Origin of the sequence: Bdellovibrio bacteriovorus str. Tiberius, from assembly GCF_000317895.1 — a bacterium.
Taxonomy (GTDB): domain Bacteria; phylum Bdellovibrionota; class Bdellovibrionia; order Bdellovibrionales; family Bdellovibrionaceae; genus Bdellovibrio; species Bdellovibrio bacteriovorus_F.
Genome location: NC_019567.1, coordinates 1,528,391 through 1,549,425, shown reverse-complemented (window position 1 = coordinate 1,549,425; position 21,035 = coordinate 1,528,391). Strand labels below are relative to the sequence as shown.

At 47.3% G+C, this 21,035-nt stretch carries 19 protein-coding genes, 2 tRNA genes and 1 pseudogene; 13 read left to right on the top strand and 9 right to left on the bottom strand.

What is annotated here, in order from left to right:
• Window positions 1–20 precede the first annotated feature (20 nt).
• The 4 genes from BDT_RS07410 to BDT_RS07395 all read left to right on the top strand — a co-directional run bounded on the left by BDT_RS07410 (window position 21) and on the right by BDT_RS07395 (window position 6,485).
• Complete coding sequence (locus tag BDT_RS07410) at window positions 21–2,150, top strand: tetratricopeptide repeat protein (protein WP_015090620.1); 2,130 nt, start codon at window positions 21–23, stop codon at window positions 2,148–2,150.
• Window positions 2,151–2,166: 16 nt separating this feature from the next.
• Window positions 2,167–2,820, top strand: a complete 654-nt coding sequence (locus BDT_RS07405; protein WP_041577356.1) for a hypothetical protein — start codon at window positions 2,167–2,169, stop codon at window positions 2,818–2,820.
• A gap of 195 nt (window positions 2,821–3,015) precedes the next feature.
• The gene (locus tag BDT_RS07400) at window positions 3,016–4,665 is read left to right on the top strand and encodes a methyl-accepting chemotaxis protein (RefSeq protein WP_015090618.1); all 1,650 of its coding nucleotides are present in this window, start codon (window positions 3,016–3,018) and stop codon (window positions 4,663–4,665) included.
• A gap of 170 nt (window positions 4,666–4,835) precedes the next feature.
• On the top strand, window positions 4,836–6,485 hold the full coding sequence (locus tag BDT_RS07395; protein ID WP_015090617.1) for a HAMP domain-containing methyl-accepting chemotaxis protein: 1,650 nt from the start codon (window positions 4,836–4,838) through the stop codon (window positions 6,483–6,485).
• On the opposite strand, the gene murJ is transcribed toward BDT_RS07395, so the two are convergent.
• On the bottom strand, window positions 6,457–7,935 hold the full coding sequence (gene murJ, locus BDT_RS07390) for a murein biosynthesis integral membrane protein MurJ (RefSeq protein WP_015090616.1): 1,479 nt from the start codon (window positions 7,933–7,935) through the stop codon (window positions 6,457–6,459). The genes BDT_RS07395 and murJ overlap by 29 nt on opposite strands.
• Window positions 7,936–8,080: 145 nt before the next feature.
• On the opposite strand from murJ, the gene rpsT reads away from it, so the two are divergent.
• Window positions 8,081–8,344: a 30S ribosomal protein S20 gene (gene rpsT / locus BDT_RS07385; protein WP_011163955.1), complete on the top strand. Its 264-nt coding sequence runs from the start codon at window positions 8,081–8,083 to the stop codon at window positions 8,342–8,344.
• A 6-nt stretch (window positions 8,345–8,350) separates the two neighbouring features.
• Here rpsT and BDT_RS07380 read toward each other — a convergent pair whose 3' ends face one another.
• The 3 genes from BDT_RS07380 to BDT_RS07370 form a co-directional block, all read right to left on the bottom strand.
• Window positions 8,351–8,719: a PilZ domain-containing protein gene (locus BDT_RS07380; protein WP_015090615.1), complete on the bottom strand. Its 369-nt coding sequence runs from the start codon at window positions 8,717–8,719 to the stop codon at window positions 8,351–8,353.
• A 68-nt stretch (window positions 8,720–8,787) separates the two neighbouring features.
• Window positions 8,788–9,798 carry a DNA polymerase III subunit delta gene (holA, locus tag BDT_RS07375; protein WP_015090614.1) on the bottom strand — a complete coding sequence of 337 codons (1,011 nt, stop codon included), beginning with the start codon at window positions 9,796–9,798 and terminating at the stop codon, window positions 8,788–8,790.
• A 15-nt stretch (window positions 9,799–9,813) separates the two neighbouring features.
• On the bottom strand, window positions 9,814–10,395 hold the full coding sequence (locus BDT_RS07370) for an LptE family protein (RefSeq protein WP_015090613.1): 582 nt from the start codon (window positions 10,393–10,395) through the stop codon (window positions 9,814–9,816).
• 75 nt (window positions 10,396–10,470) lie between these two features.
• Between BDT_RS07370 and BDT_RS07365 the strand changes: the two genes are divergently transcribed.
• From BDT_RS07365 to BDT_RS07345, 5 genes are all read left to right on the top strand, one after another.
• The gene (locus tag BDT_RS07365; RefSeq protein WP_015090612.1) at window positions 10,471–11,634 is read left to right on the top strand and encodes a pyridoxal-phosphate-dependent aminotransferase family protein; all 1,164 of its coding nucleotides are present in this window, start codon (window positions 10,471–10,473) and stop codon (window positions 11,632–11,634) included.
• Window positions 11,631–12,617 (top strand): D-2-hydroxyacid dehydrogenase, encoded by a 987-nt coding sequence (locus BDT_RS07360; protein ID WP_015090611.1) that lies wholly within the window; start codon window positions 11,631–11,633, stop codon window positions 12,615–12,617. The genes BDT_RS07365 and BDT_RS07360 overlap by 4 nt, the downstream gene beginning before the upstream one ends.
• Before the next feature lie 61 nt (window positions 12,618–12,678).
• Window positions 12,679–13,977 (top strand): adenylosuccinate synthase, encoded by a 1,299-nt coding sequence (locus BDT_RS07355; protein WP_015090610.1) that lies wholly within the window; start codon window positions 12,679–12,681, stop codon window positions 13,975–13,977.
• Window positions 13,978–14,131: 154 nt separating this feature from the next.
• Window positions 14,132–14,207 (top strand) — tRNA-Lys (locus BDT_RS07350).
• Between the two features lie 27 nt (window positions 14,208–14,234).
• Window positions 14,235–14,310 (top strand) — tRNA-Glu (locus BDT_RS07345).
• A 792-nt stretch (window positions 14,311–15,102) separates the two neighbouring features.
• On the opposite strand, the pseudogene BDT_RS19540 reads toward BDT_RS07345, so the two are convergent.
• The 5 genes and pseudogenes from BDT_RS19540 to BDT_RS07325 all read right to left on the bottom strand — a co-directional run.
• Window positions 15,103–15,924, bottom strand: a pseudogene (locus tag BDT_RS19540) (recombinase family protein); the annotation flags it as partial.
• A gap of 204 nt (window positions 15,925–16,128) precedes the next feature.
• Complete coding sequence (locus BDT_RS07340) at window positions 16,129–17,649, bottom strand: hypothetical protein (protein ID WP_015090608.1); 1,521 nt, start codon at window positions 17,647–17,649, stop codon at window positions 16,129–16,131.
• Window positions 17,633–17,932: a hypothetical protein gene (locus tag BDT_RS07335; RefSeq protein ID WP_041577351.1), complete on the bottom strand. Its 300-nt coding sequence runs from the start codon at window positions 17,930–17,932 to the stop codon at window positions 17,633–17,635. The genes BDT_RS07340 and BDT_RS07335 overlap by 17 nt, the downstream gene beginning before the upstream one ends.
• Window positions 17,922–18,338: a DUF669 domain-containing protein gene (locus tag BDT_RS07330; protein ID WP_148278757.1), complete on the bottom strand. Its 417-nt coding sequence runs from the start codon at window positions 18,336–18,338 to the stop codon at window positions 17,922–17,924. Before BDT_RS07330 ends, BDT_RS07335 begins: the two co-directional genes overlap by 11 nt.
• A gap of 124 nt (window positions 18,339–18,462) precedes the next feature.
• A complete protein-coding gene (locus BDT_RS07325) occupies window positions 18,463–19,341 on the bottom strand; it encodes a hypothetical protein (RefSeq protein ID WP_015090606.1) in 879 nt (292 codons plus the stop codon).
• Window positions 19,342–19,391: 50 nt separating this feature from the next.
• On the opposite strand from BDT_RS07325, the gene BDT_RS07320 reads away from it, so the two are divergent.
• From BDT_RS07320 to BDT_RS07310, 3 genes are all read left to right on the top strand, one after another.
• Window positions 19,392–20,033, top strand: a complete 642-nt coding sequence (locus tag BDT_RS07320) for a recombinase family protein (protein ID WP_051026284.1) — start codon at window positions 19,392–19,394, stop codon at window positions 20,031–20,033.
• A gap of 84 nt (window positions 20,034–20,117) precedes the next feature.
• Window positions 20,118–20,612: a hypothetical protein gene (locus BDT_RS07315; RefSeq protein WP_041577347.1), complete on the top strand. Its 495-nt coding sequence runs from the start codon at window positions 20,118–20,120 to the stop codon at window positions 20,610–20,612.
• Window positions 20,613–20,705: 93 nt separating this feature from the next.
• Window positions 20,706–21,026, top strand: a complete 321-nt coding sequence (locus BDT_RS07310; protein ID WP_041577345.1) for a helix-turn-helix domain-containing protein — start codon at window positions 20,706–20,708, stop codon at window positions 21,024–21,026.
• The last annotated feature ends 9 nt before the right edge of the window (window positions 21,027–21,035 follow it).

Here is a 21,035-nt window from a genome sequence, read left to right as displayed (position 1 = left end):
TCTCCAGGGTGGGGGGATTTATGAACAAGTCATTAAGCATTTTGATTACTATTCCATTTCTTTGCGGCACGGCTCTGGCTGAGCCCGCACTGAAAGTTAAAAAAGGCGGCCGCCCGGCGGCTGCCAGCCTGAAGGTCAAATCCAGTCTGGTCCCGACTTTTGATGTCTATCAAAAGAAAGTCGTGAAAGGCAAAGTGGAGGTCTTTAAGGTTAAAAACATTCCTTTGCTGGATGTCGGCGAAGAGCGCGAACTCGAGGCTTCTGACATGAGCCCGCTGCGCCTCCCCGCTTCCCGCGAAGTCACTTTGAAAGACACTCGTCGCCGTGAATCTCCAGTGGCAATTGATTTTGTCCTGAAGCCTTACACCGACGTGGTCAATCCAGCCAAATCCCTGACATCAGCTGATGCCTTTAACAAGATTCCGGATGTAAAAATTCTGAATCCGGTGGCAGATCCGGTGACCAAGGATCCTCTGGTGCAACTGGCGAAACTTGAAGATATGCAGCCGAACGACTACAAACTGCTGCAGGCTTTGATCTTCCTGGAAATCCAGAAAAACTATGAACTGGCGATGGGTTTGTTCTCGGAACTGATCGAGGATCCGGAACATCGCATCGAGTCCCTGTACCACTATGCCATGACTGCCAAGGGCCTGGGTCTGAACTCGGAATTCCGTCAGTACATGATTCAGGTGGCGCAAGAAACCAAAGCCAAAGAATGGCAGCAAAAAGCCACGGAAGCTCTGGTTCAGAACATCAATACTCTGGAAACCACGGACATCGCGTTCATCGATCCTTTGGTGATCAAGTATGAAATGGACATCACTAAAAATGATGACTATCAGATCACCCGTGCAAAGTATTATTCTGACAAAGGCCAACTGGGTCTGATGGAAGACGCTTTGATCTTTATCGGCGAAAAGTCCCCGCGTTATCCCGAGGCTCTGCTGCTGAATGCCCTGTTCAACTATCGCCAGGGCAAAGTTGAGGAAGCGACCATCTATCTGGAAAAGCTGATGGCGGCAACGGATGCTGACAAGACATCCCAGCTGCGTTCTGTGGGTGCTTTGACTCTGGCGCGCATGCAGTTCCAGAAAAGCCAATATAAAGAAGCCTTCCAGTCTTACCTGAAAGTCGACAAATCCAATCCTCTGTGGCTGCAGGCCATGGTGGAAAGTGCGTGGACCCAGATCCTGGGTGAGGACTATGAAGGTGCTGCCGGCAACATGTTCTCGCTGCACACGGATTTCTTCAAAAACGCGTTTTCTCCGGAATCCTATGTGGTTCGTACGGTGGGCTACCTGAACCTGTGCCAATACGGTGACGGTGTGCAGGTGCTGAATGAAATGAAAAAGAAATACGCTCCTTGGAAGCAGAAACTGGCTGCTTACAGCACTTCGCACAAGGACACATCTGCGTACTATGAAACTGTCAAAGGCTGGTTGAAAAACTCGGACCTGAAGGAAGTTGACGGTCTGCCTCGTTCCTTCATCGTGGAACTGGCGCGCCACCCTGCTTACATGAGTGTGCAAAAGCAGATCAACGCCTATGAAGACGAAATCGTGAAATTCAACCGCATCGCACTGACGCTGGTAAAAAAAGAGCGCGAGCTGATTGCGAAACAAAACGAAGCCAACAAAGAACTGGCTGACGCTAAAAAAGGACTGAAAGGCGACAGCCCTTCTGCATCCACAGTGGCGGCAGTGCAAAAGGCCGAGCAGAAACTGCTCAGCTATCGCATCCAGTTCCACATTGCCAAGAAAGCCCGCACTTCCATCAAGAATCTGCGTGCAACCGGCATGGCCCGTATTGAAAAAGAAAAAACTGTGCTGCGTGCCCAGGCTTCCCAGGCTTTGAAAGGCCGCTTTGACGAGATGCTGGCAGGTCTGGACAAGGTTCTGGATCAGAACGATGTTCTGCAGTACGAGCTGTATTCTGGCGCCGGTGAACACATCCGCTATCAAATGGCTGGTGGAGAGATCAACGAAAAAGAGCGTCCAGAGCTGAAAGTTCAGAAGGAAAAATCCCTGAACTGGAAGTTTAAAGGTGAAATCTGGGAGGACGAAGTGGGTCACTATCGTTCTTCTTTGAAAAATGTTTGTGCCCAAGAAGGTCAGGACGGCAGTGTGGCCGGCTTGTCTGAACAATAAGGAAAGGATTTTCAAGATGAAATTCGCTAAAGCAATGACGACTTTGTCCCTAGGTGTTTTGATGAGTCTTGGCACAACCGCAATGGCGCAGAACTCCGCCAAAGAGGGCCTTGAGAAAATCAAAGGCAATCTGAACAATTCAAAAACCAACCTTCAGGAATACGAAAAGAACCTGAAAACCGTGGATGGAAATCTGTCAGAAGTGGCCAAAGCCAAATCCCAGGTGGAAAACCAGCAGAAGCAGGTTCTGCAGCAGGCTGAAGAAAACAATCAGGCCATGGGCCGCATCGGTGGTCAGGAAAAAGAAATTCAGGGTCTGATCAACGATGAAAAAAACAAAATGGCGCAGGAAACCCAGAAGATCGCCGAACTGGAAGCCATGATTGCCAAAATCAAGGAAAACCAGAAAAAGCGTGAGCTGAACATCAACGACTATCAGTTGCAGATGTCCCAGTTGACGGAAGAAAAGAAAATCTGGAATTCCCGCGCTGCAAATCTGAAAGAGCAAAACGAACAGGTGAACCAGAAACTTCGCGGCCTGGCCAGCGAAGAAAACGAATGGAAAGCCAAACAGCGCGGCTACCAGGGCGAAGTCAAACGCTGGAGCAAAGAAGTTGAAAGACAGCAGAAGATCAGCGACAGCTACAACTCTTTGGCTGAAGTGAAATAGTCAGATCCGAATAAATTCAAGAACCACCCAGGGACTTCTTCCGCCCGCGGAAGAGTCCCTTTTTTTATGCCTGACGTTCATCCACTTTCGTTGCAAAGGTAATGAAAAACTGGACTCCACCCCGGAATTAAGAAGTCCGAAAAATTCTCGGTCAATATTTCTTTAGCATACTAAATAAAAAATTGAGGAGTAAAAATGAACGCCACCGGTATCGGATCCTGGTTCAGAGGGATCAAAGGAAAACTACTTATCGCTGCAGCCCTGCCCGTCATTGGTTTCGGAATTGTCTATACGATTTCAAATCAGGGCATGAAAGGTTTTGAAGCCTATCTGGAAAATTCCCACAAGAACATCATCCCGAATCTGCAGGCCCTTGCAGAAATGCGCCAGGCTCGCAATAAGTACGGCTATCAGGTCTTCGCAGCGATGAGTGTGAAGACCGCTGAAAAACGCAACGAGCGCCTTGCCATCGCCAAAGAAGCGGTGAAAGAGTTCACGGCCGCGTTGGATAACTATGCCTCCACCCCGTTCACTCCGGAAATGGAAAAAGCTTTTGAACCAGCCAAACAAAACCGTGCAGAATATGAAAAGCTTCTGAATCTGGTGATTGAAGAAATTGGCACAGGCACTCCGGAAGGTTTTGCCATGGCTGAATCCCAACTTGACGGCCGTCTTTGGGAAATCGGCACCATCATGCACAAGATGAGTTCTGAATCCATGAAGTACTACAACAACCTGGCGGCTGAAGATGACAAAGCCGCTGAAGAAGCTTCCATCCGCATCAACAACCTGACACTGTTTGTGACGGTGGCTTCCACCCTTTCCATTCTGGCAATCCTGCTGTGGATCGCCGCCCGCATTTCAAATTCAGTCAGCTCTATCGCCTCCCGTCTTTCCACGGCAGGAGGTCAAGTGGCCTCGGCGGTTGAACAGCTGAATGAAGCCGGCAATTCTTTGTCCCAGTCTTCCACTGAAGCTGCCGCATCACTGGAAGAAACCGTGGCCGCTTTGGAAGAGATGAGCTCTATGGTGCAGATGAATTCTGACAATGCGAAACAGGCCGCGGCCCTTTCAGCAAGCTCGCGTGATTCCGCCGAACAGGGTGAAAAAGAAATCCAGTCTTTGATTCATTCCATGACTGAAATTTCCCAGTCCTCCAAAAAGATCGAAGAAATCATTTCCGTCATCGATGATATCGCCTTCCAGACAAACCTGCTGGCCCTGAATGCCGCGGTGGAAGCCGCCCGTGCCGGTGAACAAGGCAAAGGGTTTGCAGTAGTTGCAGAAGCAGTTCGCGCGCTGGCGCAAAGAAGTGCGGCCTCTGCCAAAGATATTTCCTCGTTGATCAAAGATTCCGTATCGCAGATCGACAGCGGCAGCGAGATCGCTGACAAGTCCGGTGCGGTTTTGACCAATATTGTGAATTCGATCAAAAAAGTTTCTGATCTGAACAATGAAATCGCCGCCGCAAGTTCTGAACAGACCACGGGCATTCAGCAGATCAGCAAGGCGATGAACCAACTGGACCAGGCAGCCCAAAGCAATGCCGCTTCCGCGGAAGAAATCGCGGCGACCAGCGGTGAAATCAACGGCCTGGCAGCAACCAATCAGAATCTGACGTTGGAACTGAACACCATCATCCTGGGTGGCGGCAGCGTGTTGGCTGAAGCCCCTGCTGAAACGACGGCAAAGGCGACAAAAAAAGTCGCGGCCTTCAACAAACCGATGGCCAAGAAGAACAATGTGATCCCGATGAAGGCCACTCCGGCCCGCAAAGAATCCAAAGACATGATCCCATTTGATGACGATGACCGTGCAAAGGTCGGAACAACAGACGGATTCTAGTCTCGCAAACACATCAAGATTTGTTAACAAAACCCCACGACCTCCGTGGGGTTTCTTATTTTTTCTCCCCCGTTATTCGTATTTTTAATTCTGGACTACTAAGCACTCTTTTAAATTCCGAATAATTATCTGTTAAGAAACCATTAAAGACTTTTACGGAGACTCTACCTATGTCGGAATTTAAATTATCCAGCTGGTTCAAAGGAATTAAGGGCAAACTGCTCGTGGCAGCATTTATGCCTGTGGTCGGCTTTGCGATCCTGGGATCCATCGCCATCAACGGAATCACGAATGTCGTGCAGCTATTGGATGTAGCCAATGAACAAGTCATCCCCACTTTCGAAATGGTCGGTGACATGCGTGCCGCCCGGAATAAATTCCTGTATGGTTCCTGGGCCGCGATGGAGCATCTGGACGAGCCGGAAAAACTTGCTTCCTATCTGAAAGCCGCCAGCGAAGGCGTTGATGAATTCCGCAAAGCGCAGGAAGTGTACGATCCAATTCCAAGAACGCCGGAAGAAGACAAGTCATATCAAACCGTCAAACCTCTTTTTGCGGAATACTATGCAACGATGGACAAAGTTCTGGCTTTGATCGGTTCAGCTGACCCCGCAAAAGCCAAAGAGGCCGAACTTCTTCTGGACGGACGATTTGTGGAAATCGGCAAAAAGGTGCGTGACTGGAATATCGCTGTCACGGACATCTATTCGCAAATGGCAAAAGATGGCGTCAAGCAGGCCAGCTCCACTGAAGCTTACGTTAAAAATCTGATTTACTTGGTGTCTGCGGCCACCGGCATTTCCGTTTTTGCGGTCCTTCTGTGGATTGCAGCCAAGATTGCTTCTTCCGTAGGATCGGTCGCAGATCGTCTTACAACCGCCGGCGGCCAAGTGGCATCCGCAGTTGAACAGCTGAACGAAGCAGGCAACTCTTTGTCTCAGTCTTCTACTGAAGCAGCCGCTTCCCTGGAAGAAACTGTGGCAGCTCTGGAAGAAATGACTTCCATGGTTCAGATGAATTCTGACAACGCCAAACAAGCCGCCGCTTTGTCTGCAAGCTCGCGTGATTCCGCTGAACAGGGTGAAAAAGAAATCCAGCACCTGATCACCTCCATGACTTCGATTTCTCAATCTTCCAAAAAGATCGAAGAAATCATTCATGTGATCGATGATATCGCCTTCCAGACCAATTTGCTGGCGCTGAATGCCGCGGTTGAGGCCGCCCGTGCCGGTGAGCAAGGTAAAGGCTTTGCGGTGGTGGCGGAAGCTGTCAGAACTTTGGCACAAAGAAGTGCGGCGTCCGCCAAGGACATCTCTTCCCTGATCAAAGATTCCGTGGCTCAGATCGAAGAGGGCAGCGCGACAGCGGACAAGTCCGGTGCTGTTCTGACGAACATTGTAAACTCGATCAAAAAAGTTTCTGACCTGAACAACGAAATCGCCGCGGCAAGCTCTGAGCAGACCACCGGCATCCAGCAAATCGGTAAAGCCATGAACCAGCTGGATCAGGCCGCACAAAGCAACGCCGCATCCGCTGAAGAGATTGCCGCAACCAGTGGCGAGATCAACAATCTGGCAACGACGTCCTTAAATCTGACCGTGGAACTGAACGAGGTTGTTGTCGGCACGAGCGAAGTGGCCAAGGCCACTTCAAATCCAGAGGCAACTACGAAGTCCAAGCCGAAAACCAAACCGGCTTTGAACAAAAAATCCAATGTTATTCCGATGAAGGCCGTGGCTCCGAAAAAGTCCGCTTCCCAGGATGTGATTCCATTTGATGACGATGAAAGAGCTAAGGTGGGGACGACCGACGGATTCTAGAAATCTGCTCGCAACCCAAAACGTAAGCCAGACTGAAATAGGCGACAACCGCCAGCAGGATCGTGATAAAGAGGGCCAGCATCTGCAGCCCTCTTCCTGTTTGGGCCATCAGCAGTTCGTAAGCCTGCAGCGATATCACCATCCCCGCCCCGGCCAGAACAAACTTCAATGCCGGACGAAACAGCACAGACATCCTGATTCCCGGGGAATACTTTTTCAAAAGTCCCATCAGCAGTACCGCATTTATTAATGCCGCCGCCACACCTGAAATCATCAGCCCTTCAAGCCCCCACTGTCGCATCAGCACCGGAGCCAGCGCCACATGCACCGCCAATGAAACCAAAGCCAGCACCATGGGAACTTTCGTGTTTTTGACGGAATAATAAAGCGGCATCAACACCCGACTGCAGGACACCAGCAACAAACTGACAGCATAGATACGCAAGATCGCCGCCGTCATCTGCACGTCCTGCGCGGTGAACTTGCCCCGCAGGAAAAGAACCTCAATGATCGGTTCAGCCAGGATATAAAGCCCCAGTGCCGCCGGCCACGCCAGAAACAGATTCATCAGGAAGCTTTCTTCGGCCGTTTCCTGGAATTTTTCTTTCAGTCCCCGACTGGCGAAATCACTTAAGCTAGGCAAAAGCGCCGCCCCGATGCTGACGGAAATCAACGACAACGGAAGCTCCAGCAATCGGTCCGCCCAATAGATATAAGAAATCGACCCTTCCGGAAGGGAGCTGGCAAAGTACAGATTCACCAGTGTTGAAAACTGCAAAAGCCCCATACCGATCAACCCCGGCAGCATTCCCCGCACCACGGTTTTTACTTCCGGGGTCCACATCATCGTCTGCAATCGCGGCAGATAGTTTCGCTGTTTTAAAGCCACCGCCAACAGCAGCGCCTGCAACAGCCCCCCGATCAGCACGCCCCACGCCAAACCATCCCCATGCACGGGAAACCACTGCGGCGGCATAAAGGTGAAGACCAGCATAGACACATTTAAAAGCGCTGGGGCCACAGCGGGCAGCCCGAAACTGCCCAGGGCGTTCAAAATCCCCATATAGAAGGCATAAGTGCAGACGAAGAAGACAAACCCAAACATGATCCGCCCCATACGCAGGGTCAGTTCCCACTTGGCGGCATCCAGAGCGTACTCTGAAGAAAGAATCAGACGAAAAAGCGGCTCGACGTAGACAATACCCAGCAGGGTCAAAACCCCTAAAATCACCAAAAGCAGCGAATAAAAGGCATTTGCCAGGTTTCGGGACCGCTGACCGGTGGGATCTTCCGATTGAGTTTGCATGAAAACGGGAATAAAACTCACAGCCAGGGAGCCTTCCCCGAACAGGCGGCGGAACAGATTAGGGATACGGAAAGCCGCGGTCCACGCGTCAGTGACCGCCCGGTCGAACAAAGCCCCCAGGGCAATATCCCGGAAAAGGCCCAAGATGCGGCTCGTTAACGTCCCGGAGGCCATTAAAAAGGCGCTTTTGAGGACCTTTTTGCGATCTTCTTTTAATCCACTTGCTTCGTGAGACACCCTATGTTAATCCCTTTGGTTCGTCTATAAAAGTTACTGTGGAGGTTATCCCTTGGCAAATCATAAGTCTGCAGCAAAAAGAGCTCGTCAGTCTATCCGTAAAACTGCTGTTAACAATGCTCGTAAAAGCACTGTAAAAACCGCTGAGAAAAAACTTGTTAAAGCTATCGAAGCGAAAGATCTGAAAGCTCTTCCTGAATTGTTGAAGAACTTCTCTTCTCAAGTAATGAAAGCTGCAAAAACTGGCGTTATCAAGAAAGAAACTGCATCCCGCAAGATCAGCCGTCTTTCTACTCGCGCTTCTGCAACGAAGTAATTGGGTTTAATTCAACTCTGATTGGGTTCGCGCTGATACAAAGGCGCGAATTTGTCGTTTTGTAGAAAACGCGATCTGATTGAAGCTCAATCCGTGGGTGACTTTATGGTCACCCTCTTTTTTTTGCGTCGAACGAACCACGCCGCGAAGGAAGACAAAGTCCCCACCCGGCACCTGGAAACTGACCACCACCTCGTGGCCCTCGGTCAGAACGTAATCGGTGACAATGGACATACCACCCTCGCCGATTTCTCCGGATTCACAGACAAAGTAAGTCCCATCGCACAGGATACCGATCTTGCGTTTCATCGCACGACGCGGATACTGGCGGCGGAAATAACCTTTATCTTCAAATGCAGAGTTGGCTTTGTTCATCACAAAGCTTATCGGTCTATTCAGCTATCAACTTGAAATTGTCTGCACTCCAGCTTCGCTGGAGTAGTTCACATGGCGTATTGAGTGCCGCAGGTCTTTAAAACCAGGTTTTCCAGCCAGATGTGACTGGACAATGGTGAGGACTTCAAAGCCTTGTCTGTCTCAGACAGAACCACCAGGGTTTGTTCCAGCTTTTTAGCAGTCCAAAGTCGGGCCTGATCCAGATAGCTTTCCAGGAAATAAGGCGGCACCTGAGCGAAATGCGCAAGCTTCGCTCCATGCAGGCCTTCTTCCATTCCCCGCTTCAAAGTCAGCAGGATACGCACGTGGCGGGCCACCAAAGACACGATCCCGATCTCGTTCTGCCCCTGATCCAGCAAGTGAACCAAAAGCTCCAGCGCCTTTACACGGTCGTTTTCGCCGATGGCCTTGGTAAAATCAAAAACGTTTTCTTCCTTGGAGCGAGACACAGCCTGAGCCACGTCTGCCACTTCAATACGGCGCTCGCCCACGAATTCGCCCAGCTTCTTAAGCTCCCCTTCGATTTCCGTCAGGTGATGCCCCACCAGCTTATGCAAAAGCAGGATGGCATCGTTACTGATCGTCAAACCCAGGGACTGGGCGATGTAGTTGATCCAGGAAGGAATCTGATTTTCGTAAGGCTTTTTGAATTCAACACAGTCGGCTTTGTCGAGCAAAAGACGGATCTGTTTTTTACGCTTGTCCACGCGGGACGCCAGAATCACAAAAACGGTGCTGTCCACCGGGGATTCAAACAGGGCCTCAAGCTCGGCCCATTCCTTGTCGGTAAGTTCCTGAGCTTCTTTCAAGATCACCAGACGACGCTGAGCCATCATCGGCAAAGTTTCAACGGCATCACGCACGGACACCACATCGGCATCAGAGGCATAGAACAGGCTGTAATTGAAATCCACCGCCCCTTCAGTCAGGACAGAGTACTTGAAACGCTCAACGGATTGGTTCAACAGGTAAGGCTCTTCACCGAAAAGGAAATACAATGGCGCAGTCTGACCTTTTTCAAGATCGCGATAAAATTTCTGCGCATCGATGAGTGCCACGAGTTGAATATCCTTCTAGAAGTTTTCAGTGATACGATCATGGGCCTCGGACATAATGTCATAAGCCATGAGGTCAATGTTCTGCCTTCGCGCAGAAAGATTGTAAAGCGGATTTATAGAGTTAACACCGGCCAGCGTTACCTGAGGTGCTGCGTATGTTCTTTCTCCACTGAAGGACCCACTCCACAGCTCTGTTCCATCTGCCTGACGCACGACTTTCACCGTCACATTCAGCAAGATACGATACTCTGACGCAACAACAGTTCCATTGGGCAAATAAGGCGCGGAAGAGTCCCCGGCCACACGTTTTGCACCAGGAAGATACTGAACAGAATCAATCTGCCCGATCACTGCCACTTCCGACAAAGAATTGTCCACAATTCGGGCAACTCGCGAGCGCTGGAATTCCTGAATCAGTGTGTTTGTGAACGCCACTTCGATCCCGGTTTCCTGTGTTTTATTTTTGAAAATCGGCACAGAAATCTGCTTGTAGCCGCCCGGAATACTGCGCGTGCCACTGCCCAGACGATAAGCACATCCCGAAAGGAATAGCGACAGAATCAGAGTGATGCGAAAAGCTTTAAATATTGCGTCCACGGCCCCAGTTGAGTATAAATTTAGCAGGAAGTCATCACAGAAATGGTGACTGCGCGACGCAATCAAGGAAGAAATATGGCAACTCAAGACGATTACAGTTTGCTGGCTCCGGGACCCGTCAATATTCATCCTGAGGTGCGCAAAGCGCTGGCACTGCCGATGATTCACCATCGCACTCCGGAATTCGATAAAATCCTTAAGAAAGTTCTGACTCAGATCAAAACTGTTTTTCAGACCGAACAAGATGTCTATCTTTTGACCTCCACCGGCTCTGGCGGGATGGAAGCTTTACTGGTCAACACCTTGTCACCAGGCGACAAAGTTATTGCCATTGTTTCAGGCAAATTCGGCGAGCGTTGGGCTGATATGGCCGCCCACTTTGGCGCCAAAGTTCTGACCCTCAATGTCCCTTGGGGTGAAGCCGTCAAAGTTTCTGAAGTGGAAGAACTGCTGCAGAAAAATCCCGACACCCGCGCCGTGCTTTGCCAGGCGTGCGAAACCAGCACGGCCGTCGCCCACCCGATTGAAGCTTTGGGTAAAATCATTCAAAAGTACCCCGACACTTTGTTCCTGGTGGATGCCATCACCGCACTGGGTGCTTACCCGCTGCCGATGGACGCCTGGGGCATTGACGGGATCGTCGCGGGATCGCAAAAAGCCTTTATGCTGCCGACAGGTTTGTCACTGCTTTCGTTTTCGAAAAAGGCGTGGAGATTCATCCCCAATGCCAAATCACCAAGATATTATTTTGACATCCGCAAAGAACAAAAAGCCAACGCTGCCGGTGAAACCTTCTATTCTTCCAATGTCGCTTTGATCCGTGCTTTGGATGTGGTGTTGTCCATGATTTCCCAGCAGGGCTTGGAAAAACTTTTCCACGACATTCACCGTCGCGCAGAATTCACCCGCATCTTTGGTCTGAAACTGGGTTTCACTTTATATGCACAATCCCCCAGCAACTCGGTGACTGCTTTGTTAGTGCCACCACAGATGGACGGACAAAAAATCCGCCTGCATCTGGAGGAAGTTCACAACATCACCATCATGGGCGGACAGGATCAGGCCAAAGGCCGAATCATCCGCGTGGGTCACATGGGCTACATCCAGGATCACGAACTGATTCGCCTGGTGGAATGCCTGGGACACACCCTGCGCCACTTTGATTCGGACTTTATGTCGTTAGAACATATTTCCAATATCACTACCGAGGCAAAAAACTGGCTGGAGCAAAATCCGTGAAGAAAAAAATCCTGATCACCGACCGCTTCGCGCAAGACAGCTTCCTGTACTTGCAGCAGCACAGCCAATTTGAAGTTGTTCGCAGCGACAACCCCCAGCACCTGCCACTGGAACATCTGGTCAGTGCCAACGCCCTGATCATTCGCAGCCGCACTAAAATTGACGAAGAACTTTTGAAAAAGGCCCGCCAACTGCAGCTGATTGTGACTTGCACCAGCGGCTTTGATCACATTGATCTGGAAGCCACGCAAAAATGGGGCGTGACTGTCATGCACACACCGACGGCGAACATTGAATCGGCCGCTCAGTTAACCTGGGGCTTGGTTTTGTCGTGCGTGAACAACATTCAGGCCGCGCACAAAATGGTGAAGGCTGGCGAATGGAACCGCGATCAAATCACCGGCATTGAACTGGCCGGCAGAAACTATGGCATTGTGGGCCTGGGACGCATTGGATCCCGCGTGGCCGAACTGGCGCAAGCCTTCGGGATGAATGTTGTCGCTTACGACCCTTATCAGGAAGACGAGGTCTTTGAACGTCTGCACATTCCCCGCCTCAGCTACGAAGAGGTTTTAAAAACCGCCGATGTCATCAGCTTCCACGTGCCAAAAACACTTGAAACCGAGCACATGCTGAACCGCTCGCAGTTTGAATACATCCACCGCGGGATTGTTCTGATCAACACATCCCGAGGATCGGTCATCAACGAAAACGATCTGTGCGAAGCCCTGGAAAAAGGCTGGCTGCGCTCGGTGGGTTTGGACGTTTACGAAAAAGAGCCCTTGAACAGAAACTCTAATTTGCTGAAATACCCGAACCTGGTTTTGACTCCGCACATTGGAGCCAATACAGAGGACGCGTTCTTTAAAGCCTCCCAGATTGCAGCTAATAAGCTTATGGCCTTTTTTGTGGACGGATCGACGTCTGACACCCTCCCGCCAAGGGCCCCTTGGTATGGGGCGGCTCCATTTAAGGGCGAATAAACTTGCCTGACATCCCCTCTTTGAGAGACATTTCTAGGGTCTGTTTTAAGAGGGACGTATTATGTCAGGCGTTGTTGTAGTCGGTGCTCAGTGGGGCGATGAAGGTAAAGGTAAACTGATCGACGTGTTCGCTGAAAAAGCGGACATGGTTGTGAGATATCAAGGTGGAGCCAACGCAGGCCACACCCTTGTAGTGAACGGACAAAAAACCGTTCTGCATCTTGTTCCCAGCGGCATCCTGCGCCCGGAAACAACATGTGTGATCGCCTCCGGCGTCGTGATCGATGTATTTTCGATCCGCGATGAAATCAGAAAGCTTAAAGACACAGGCTTTTTGCAAAACCCAAAACAACTTTTGATCTCTGATACGGCGACTTTGATTTTGCCATATCATAAAGCTCTGGACGCTGCTCGCGAAGCCGCGTTAAGCGATGGCAAGATCGGCACCACCGGCAAAGGCATCGGCCCGGCTTACGAAGACCGCGCTTCCCGCCGCGCGATTTTGTTCGGTGATCTTTTCGACAAAGACAATCTGAAAAAGAAATTGGAACTGGCACTGACTGAAAAGAACTTCATGCTGGAGAACTACTACAAAGGCCCAACGTTCAAAGCCGATGATCTGATCAAGGATCTTCTGGCCGTGGCTGAAGAACTGGCTCCGTACCGCACGAAGGACACTTCGCTGTTTATCAGCAAAAGTTTGAAGTCCGGAAAAAGAGTTCTGTTCGAAGGCGCGCAAGGCACGATGCTGGATATTCTGCACGGAACATATCCGTTTGTGACAAGCTCTTCCACTCTGGCCTCCAACGCGTGCGCCAGTGCCGGTATCGGCCCTGCCAGCGTTCAGAAAGTCATCGGCGTGTTCAAAGCCTACACCACTCGCGTGGGCAGCGGTCCATTCCCGACTGAACTGAATGATGAAATCGGCAAAAAGATCCAAACCGACGGTCACGAGTTTGGTTCCACCACGGGCAGAAGCCGTCGTTGTGGTTGGTTGGACTTGGTTGCCTTGAAATACGCAATCCGTGTGAATGGTATTACGAATCTGGCGATGATGAAATTAGACGTACTGACGGGCCACGATCGCATCGGCGTGTGCACAGCGTACAAACTAAACGGCGAAATCATCACCGATCTGCCAACGTCACCGTATGAACTGGAAAAAGTGGAACCCGTGATCGAATGGATCCCTGGTTGGACTCAAGATTTGACGAAAGTAAAAACACTTTCGGATCTTCCGCGCCCAACAACGAACTACATTGACTATCTGGGCTCACAATTGGGCACACCGATTGACGTAATTTCCGTCGGACCGGGCCGAGAACAGACACTGTGGGTCAAGCCTTTGTTCAACAATTAAGCAGAGTTAGCAGTTTTTAGGGGGCCTTTGCTCAGAGCTTGAGCAAAGGCCTTTTTTTTATCAAAAAATCGCAAAAATATTTAAAAAACTGCAAGAAAGTGTATTGACTTTGGACCCCTCTTACTACAAATTAGCACTTCCTCAAACGGACAGTGGTTCGCTAGCTCAGCTGGTAGAGCACTTCACTTTTAATGAAGGGGTCGATGGTTCGAATCCATCGCGAGCCACCATTTTTAGTTCGTTTGTTTTCTCTAAACGTTCCCATCGTCTAGGGGCCTAGGACACCTCCCTTTCACGGAGGATACAGGGGTTCAAATCCCCTTGGGAACGCCAATTTGTTTTATCGACTAACCCAGAGTCTAAAAGCTCTGGGTTTTGTTTTTTCTGAACCTCTTCTTCAATCATCTTTTCCTTTATATTACTGAGAGTTAGGAACGGACGCCGTGGTTCTAACAAAAGCTCTTTCTCGTTCAATTTTGGGTTCGAATAGAGCTTTTTCAGTATTTGCAGTCGCTCTTCCTCACTTCCTTGTTTCCAAAGTGATTTCAGATTGATAGCGAGTTCGAATACACGTTGGGCTGTTATCTTCCAAGAATCGTCTTGAGACAGCTTTATTTCTTCTAACAGCTTCTCGTTCTTTGTTATTTCATCTTGGAATCTTTGAGACTGCCTTTTGTATTCCTGGGAGTCCAAACCTCCAGCCAGGTAAAGATCCATTAGCTTGTCTTTCTTTTCATGCAGCTCTGCAATTGATACCTGCACCCTACGGGCTTCAACCTCTACATTCTTCCTAGCGGCTAGGTCATACTCATTCAATGCCAAAGATACTCTCTCTGCCATTTCCGGAGTCATAGAAAGCCCACCAAGGGCAGACTCAAACTGCTCCCACAAATGCCCCTCAGTGACGTACTTTAAGCTTTTATGGAGCTTTCTGGAGTTAGCACAGCGATAGTATTCAAAACGACGAACTGTGCCCTTCTTTTTGTTTTTCTTTTCCTTTGGGTCATAGACAATCTGAAGACCACACTCCGGATGGGAGCAACGAAGCCAGCCACCTGAAAACAATGCTTGCAGATGCTTGGTGCGATTGTATGTACCCTTAAGACCAAAGCTTGCCTTCACCAACTGAAGTGTCTGCCTGTCGATGATAAGATCATGATTGCCCTTGTATTCAATCCCTTGCCAGTCGAATGAGCCCCAATAAAATTTGTTTTTAAGCCGCTCCTCCACTCCATGAACAGAATAGCTATAGCGCTTCGAGGGAGGAACTAAGTTTTCACTTAAGATTCGATCTCTAATTTGCTCAATCGTCATGCCTTGAGAGCGGAGTTCAAACTCTCGGCGCACCCAACGTAGATTTCCTTCATTCGTATCTGGAACAACAACAGTCCCTCGTTTCATCTCTTTTCCGCAAGCGCTTTTTATCTTTTGATGAATGTATCCCAATGGGGGACGATTCCCAGGAAAGCAGCCTGTTTCTGCTTTGAATCTCATGGCATCATTCACTTTTTCACTCAAGACACGGCTGTAGTTCTTATTTTGAACAGCATAGAAGTCTCTCATTAAAAAATCAGAAGCAGGACTTTTTGAATGAAGAACCTTCCGGTCATTCACATAGTGAATACAGATTTTTCCTTCCTTAACCAGCCTTTCATTGTTCTCATTGTCTGTAAGATTACGAGCCTCGCGATCGTTCATATAGAAAAGAACATTGTAAATATCATTTCTTAGTGCCGTCTGAATAGCATCAGCATATTTCTTTCGAAGATCCGATCTTTTCGCGGATTCAACAATCCTTCTTGTGTCGACCAACTCAAGGTCAAACTCCCCACAATATTCTACAACTTTCTCTTCTTGAACTTGATGAGAGTTATTGCCTTCTTGCCTTTTGCTAGATACACGCAGTAGTGCGATGGCTTTTCTATTTCTTATTTTTTTTGGTAACATTTAATACCCCAAACATAATTTTAACTCGATGGCTTCGGAAAGAGAAGATCTTAGCCATCTTGAGACTCATGCGGTCTTTTTCTTTTACTGATCTCTACCAGAAGTTTGAAGAGCGTGACAACTTCGATAAACTCATCATCAGAACAGGAGTCCGAACAACTCAGACCTTTCTTTAATGACTCTACTAATTTTGTCATGCCCTACCTACAAATCGGTCATCTTATCATTGTAAGAAAAAGCTCTTGTGACTCCGGACGATATAGACGACAAAGAATTGTTTAAATATTTACTACGGTCTTTTGCGTAGCTCGGAGGAGGACAAATTGTCCAAATGCGCTCCTTCCCTCTGACAAATTCAATAAAATACTGTGAACTCTGAAGGTTTGCTTTTATTTCTACCAGCTTCTTTCCCATTGCATGAGGACTCGAAGGCAAATACCTTGGCTCTATTCCCGCAGACTCTGCACAACTTCTTATTCCACTAAGCAAATCACTTGCAGAACCTCTAAAACCAGAACTTCCTGCTTTGAGAAAAATATAGTCCAGCACTGTTGCAATAGGTGATGCATCCAAGGACTCTTCATTCAGCCTCTGATTATTTTTCTCTAGGGCATCCTCGAAATCACTTCTGCAATATCCAAGAGCAAGAGCAATCGCACACCCCCATTTTCCATAGTCAGCCATTCGAGTGTTAAAAGATCCTTCAATTGTGGGCAGGAGCGCCATGGCCTTTGATAGCGCATCAAAACACCCACCAAGAATCTGTGCTCGGTCAGTTTCAAAATCTGCAAAAAGAGTTTTTTCATCCTTGCGCAGATGTCTTTCAATCCTTTCTAACTGGAATAAGAGGCATCTGTCTAAAAGATCAGCGCGTTGAGCAGGGACTGTGATTCCGTTAGCAACAACAACACGTAAGAATCGCTCGGCCATCATTGAGTCGTCTGTGTAGAGACGTCTTTTAATAAAAGACGCCCCAGTTACTACCTTACAGATGTAGTCGGAAAACTTTCTTGTAAAATCCGGAACATTATCCAAGCAAACAACCCATCTTTGACTGGCCGCAATCTGAAAGTCATTCTCCGAGGCTGAGTGGATATCAGTCACCGTATTTGGATCAACAATAGCTGTAAAGACTTTCATCGCTGTAGTCTTCGCAGCGCCTTGAGATCCAAAGAAGTTCCCAAATGGATGAGGAATATCCGCAACAAATGACGAAACCAAATACGTCAAGAATAGCAGCCTATCCGACTTGTCCTTAATATTCAGATATTCAAACACTTTGTGAATATCTCCACCAGGAACAGGCTCCGGCAAAGGCTTCATTCCGGAAGATCTCTTAAAAATAGGCCTGTCAATACTAGTTATATTCCAGCCATCAGCAGTAATAGAATAAATATTGCTAATGCCATCAACAAGAATTTCGCCGCCAGCTCCAGTCGCGACTCTAACAGATAAATTAACTTCATTGTCAGACAGATCACAAAGGGCATCAATAGTGCCAATGATCGAATCCAAGGCGTTGTCGTTCAGGATTCGACTTCTTTCATTCTCACCATCAATTAGATATGCTTTTTGCCTTAAATACCGACGCAACTCTATTGAGCGAGTGGGGTAAACATCCAACGCACTACCACGGGCGATGGATACAATTCCTTCGCCACTCGAGTTTCTCCAAAGTCCGTGAAACGCAAAACCAGATACGTTAATACTATTTACTAATGCCACGTTCAAATCCCTTGATGTTGATGTAATTGTCATTGTTGGCATACAGTTCAAATTCCATGTTCTGAATTTCAGTCTCAAAACTTCTCCCATTGATCCAGCCATCTGCATCGCAGAGGTATTTCTCCAAAATGGGACGTGTTATCAGGAAGAAGCCTTTGCTATCGATTGGGCAATAGGCTGTTTTTGTTGTCTCAATCCCATCCTCACTGCGAAGATGGAGTACTAAGATAATGGCTCTTGAACTAAGGAATTTAAGTCCAACGATTTTCGCATTACATTTCATTGCGAATCCCCTCTTGCGACTGAGTAGTATTTTGACCCTCATCGAAAGAAGCAGGGAAGGCTGCTATCTTTAGATATGACCTTGCACCATTTGGATAAGTCGAAGTCATTACCTTGATTTTTAGAGGCCTCCCAATAAGATCTTCTGTTGCAATTTCACGACCTTGGTAGTCTGGCTTGACAGCTAAAACAAAGTTCTTAAAGAATCCGGCAGCTTTTCCTTCCAAAGGAAGAGTTACTGGAATGACCTTATCTTTATAAGGACCTTCTGTGATTTTACTCTCAACTTTGACAGCCGTAGTGCCAGACTTAGTTGTAATCGGAGTTGCAGAAACAATGGCGGCTGTATAAATGCCCGCAGGCACTTGCTCTATTGAATTATTGTAGTTTGGTTTTAGAATGCCCAAGATGGACCTCACCTTCTCCCTTTTCAAGGGTTTGTGCGGTTGATTCCGCTTAAGTGAGATCCTTATGTCATACCTTAAAAAAGCACTCTAAGGGGGCCGAAAGTCGCATATATTCGATTTGAGACTACTTTTTTCGAGGGTTAAGGTACACCTCAATGTTATCCTTCGAAAAATATATTAACGGCTTAAACTTAGGATATTGGAGGTCATGATCATACTCCATATCTAAGTTGAATCGCCAGTTCAAGATGTCAGCAATGACTTCATGTTTTAATCTAAATTTTTCCTGTTCAACATTTGCCAATATTCTTGAATGCATCTCCTGTGACTTTTTGTCCTTACTAAAAAAATCATTTAGTTGATCTGCCAAGGTAAGTTTAGAAGACTTTGTATTTAGAGACGACACTTTAAATGAATTAATGATCTCGTTTTTCATTTTCTCATTAATGTATGCAGAATTCTTAATGCTTCTTCTGAACGTACTATCAGGCGCTTGAAGATTTCTTAATAAGTACCAAAAAATATTTTTTATACCATTGAGCTCCTTTGGAGGCTTAACATCACCGGCGTTGTTGAATAGTCTTGGGTCTCCATTTTTATTGGCGACATAATTAACAAGCCTACGATTTGTATATTCGCCAAACATTTCTCCAAAGTAAGGGCTTCTGAAAACTTGAAGTGCATTAACAATGTCATAAATTAGCTGTCTAGATTGTAGATCCTTCTCAAGACAATCACAGATTATTTGTAGATTTATATTTTCAAGCATCTTCTGAAAAAGACAAAGAAGCCCTCTATGAAAGTCAGGAATTAGATCCAGACATTTTCCTTCTTTCTTTGCATCCTGTTCCTCTTTTTCAAGGGTCTTTCCAAACTTGATATATTCGGAGAATGCTCTGTTATTGTAGAGGGTATTAAACTTATCTAGTATAGTTTCCTCGGCATGGGACTTATTCTTAAGACCAAATGGCAGAGCCAACGGCAAATTAATGTTCTCATTCATAACTTATTCCCTTTTTTATTTTGATTCACGCAGGCAAAATTTTAAAAAAGGTGGAAAAGAATAAAAAAACTAACAAGCAAGCTATTCTTTATGCGAGATGTTCGACAGAGCTACAGCAGCCAGAAGTGCAGCTTGAAGCTCTAAGGGACTACGCCCACCATGTAGAACTCAATAACACAGTGGAGATCGTGGATCAAGGCTACAGCGGCGGAACGGATATTCGCCCTGGCCTTGCTGAACTCCAAAAACTTGTACGTCGTAACGTCGTAAGTGTCGTATGCGTCGTTCGACTCGATAGGATGTTCCGCTCTCTCAAGCACCTATTGGATATGATGATTCTTTTCGATGACCATAACGTCAAGTTCATCAGTATTGAAGACAATATAGATTTTTCAACGGCGATCGGTAAATTGCAATTCCAGTTACTTGCCTCATTTGCTGAGTTTGAACGAGCCCTCATTAGAGAACGGACTATCGCTGGTCTTGCCTATGCCAAGTCCCAAGGAAAAACTTTAGGACGACCACCGCTTAAGTTAGATCAAGAAATATTAAGATTAAGAGAACAGGGTATGTCCTATCGGAAAATCGAAGAGCAGTTAGGCTGTTCCAATACAGTCATAAAACGTGTCTTGAAGGGCGCAGCTAAATCGTTTTCCGAAAAACACACCTCAGAGGGTAATGACAACAAGTGATTACGAAGGGTTACGGCTTCTGGATTTTTGTCATTTTCGAGAGAACGAAATCGGCCGATTAAAATTCGTTACAGAGGAGAATGATTGAAGATACGAGATCTTGAAATTGTCTTTAAAAATGCCAACAAGATTCTCAGCCAGATTAGGAAAGAACATATTACACTCAAAGCTTCCCCCATCATTAGTGTTGGATACGGACAGATAAGAGAAGGCATGACCACTGAGTCTATTATTCATGAAGCCGCTTCAACACTAGTTCCCTCAAGAGCCAGACAAGAATGCATCTATCTTTCAATATTGCTACGCGAAGCTCGCAGATATTGCGCTCAAATAGATTCAAGTGAACTTAGAAAGATTGCTGAATCAGCCCATGAAGCACTAATAAGAAGCGCTGACTTACTAGAGATCTCGGAAGAGTCGCACGTTTACCTACTTCTGGATGATTTAGACTATGATCTCATCACCACTCTTAAACAGAACCCTCTACTTAAAGAATCTCCATCCAGCAAATCATCTATTCAGCTATCAATTGGGAAAGTTAAAGATCTTAAATTTGAAAGAAAGGATGAATACACATGAATATGTACATCCGAAGCACGCTGTTACGCGCATTGAACACACTGTTAAGCAACTATCTAAAGCAAATTCTGTTATTTGACGAAGGATAATAGCGTGAAACAAATAAAGAATATTTTCGGAAATACATTAAAGACGCTTTTAAGCCAAAAGAGCCTAACAGCAAAAGATCTTTCCAGAGATCTCAACATTCCATATCGAACTGTACAAGAGTGGCTGGGCGCCGGCGGGCGAATTCCTCGGGAAGCTGAGACAATCAAGTCACTATCGAACTATTTTGGCATTAGCACACATTACTTGTTGTTCGGAGAGCAGGATCCACGAGAGGAATTTATAAGCCTCATCGACAAGGCAGAGGTTCACACCGGCCTATATGAAATCACTATTAAGAAAGTTAAGACAAAATCAGGGAAGTGAGAGTTTATT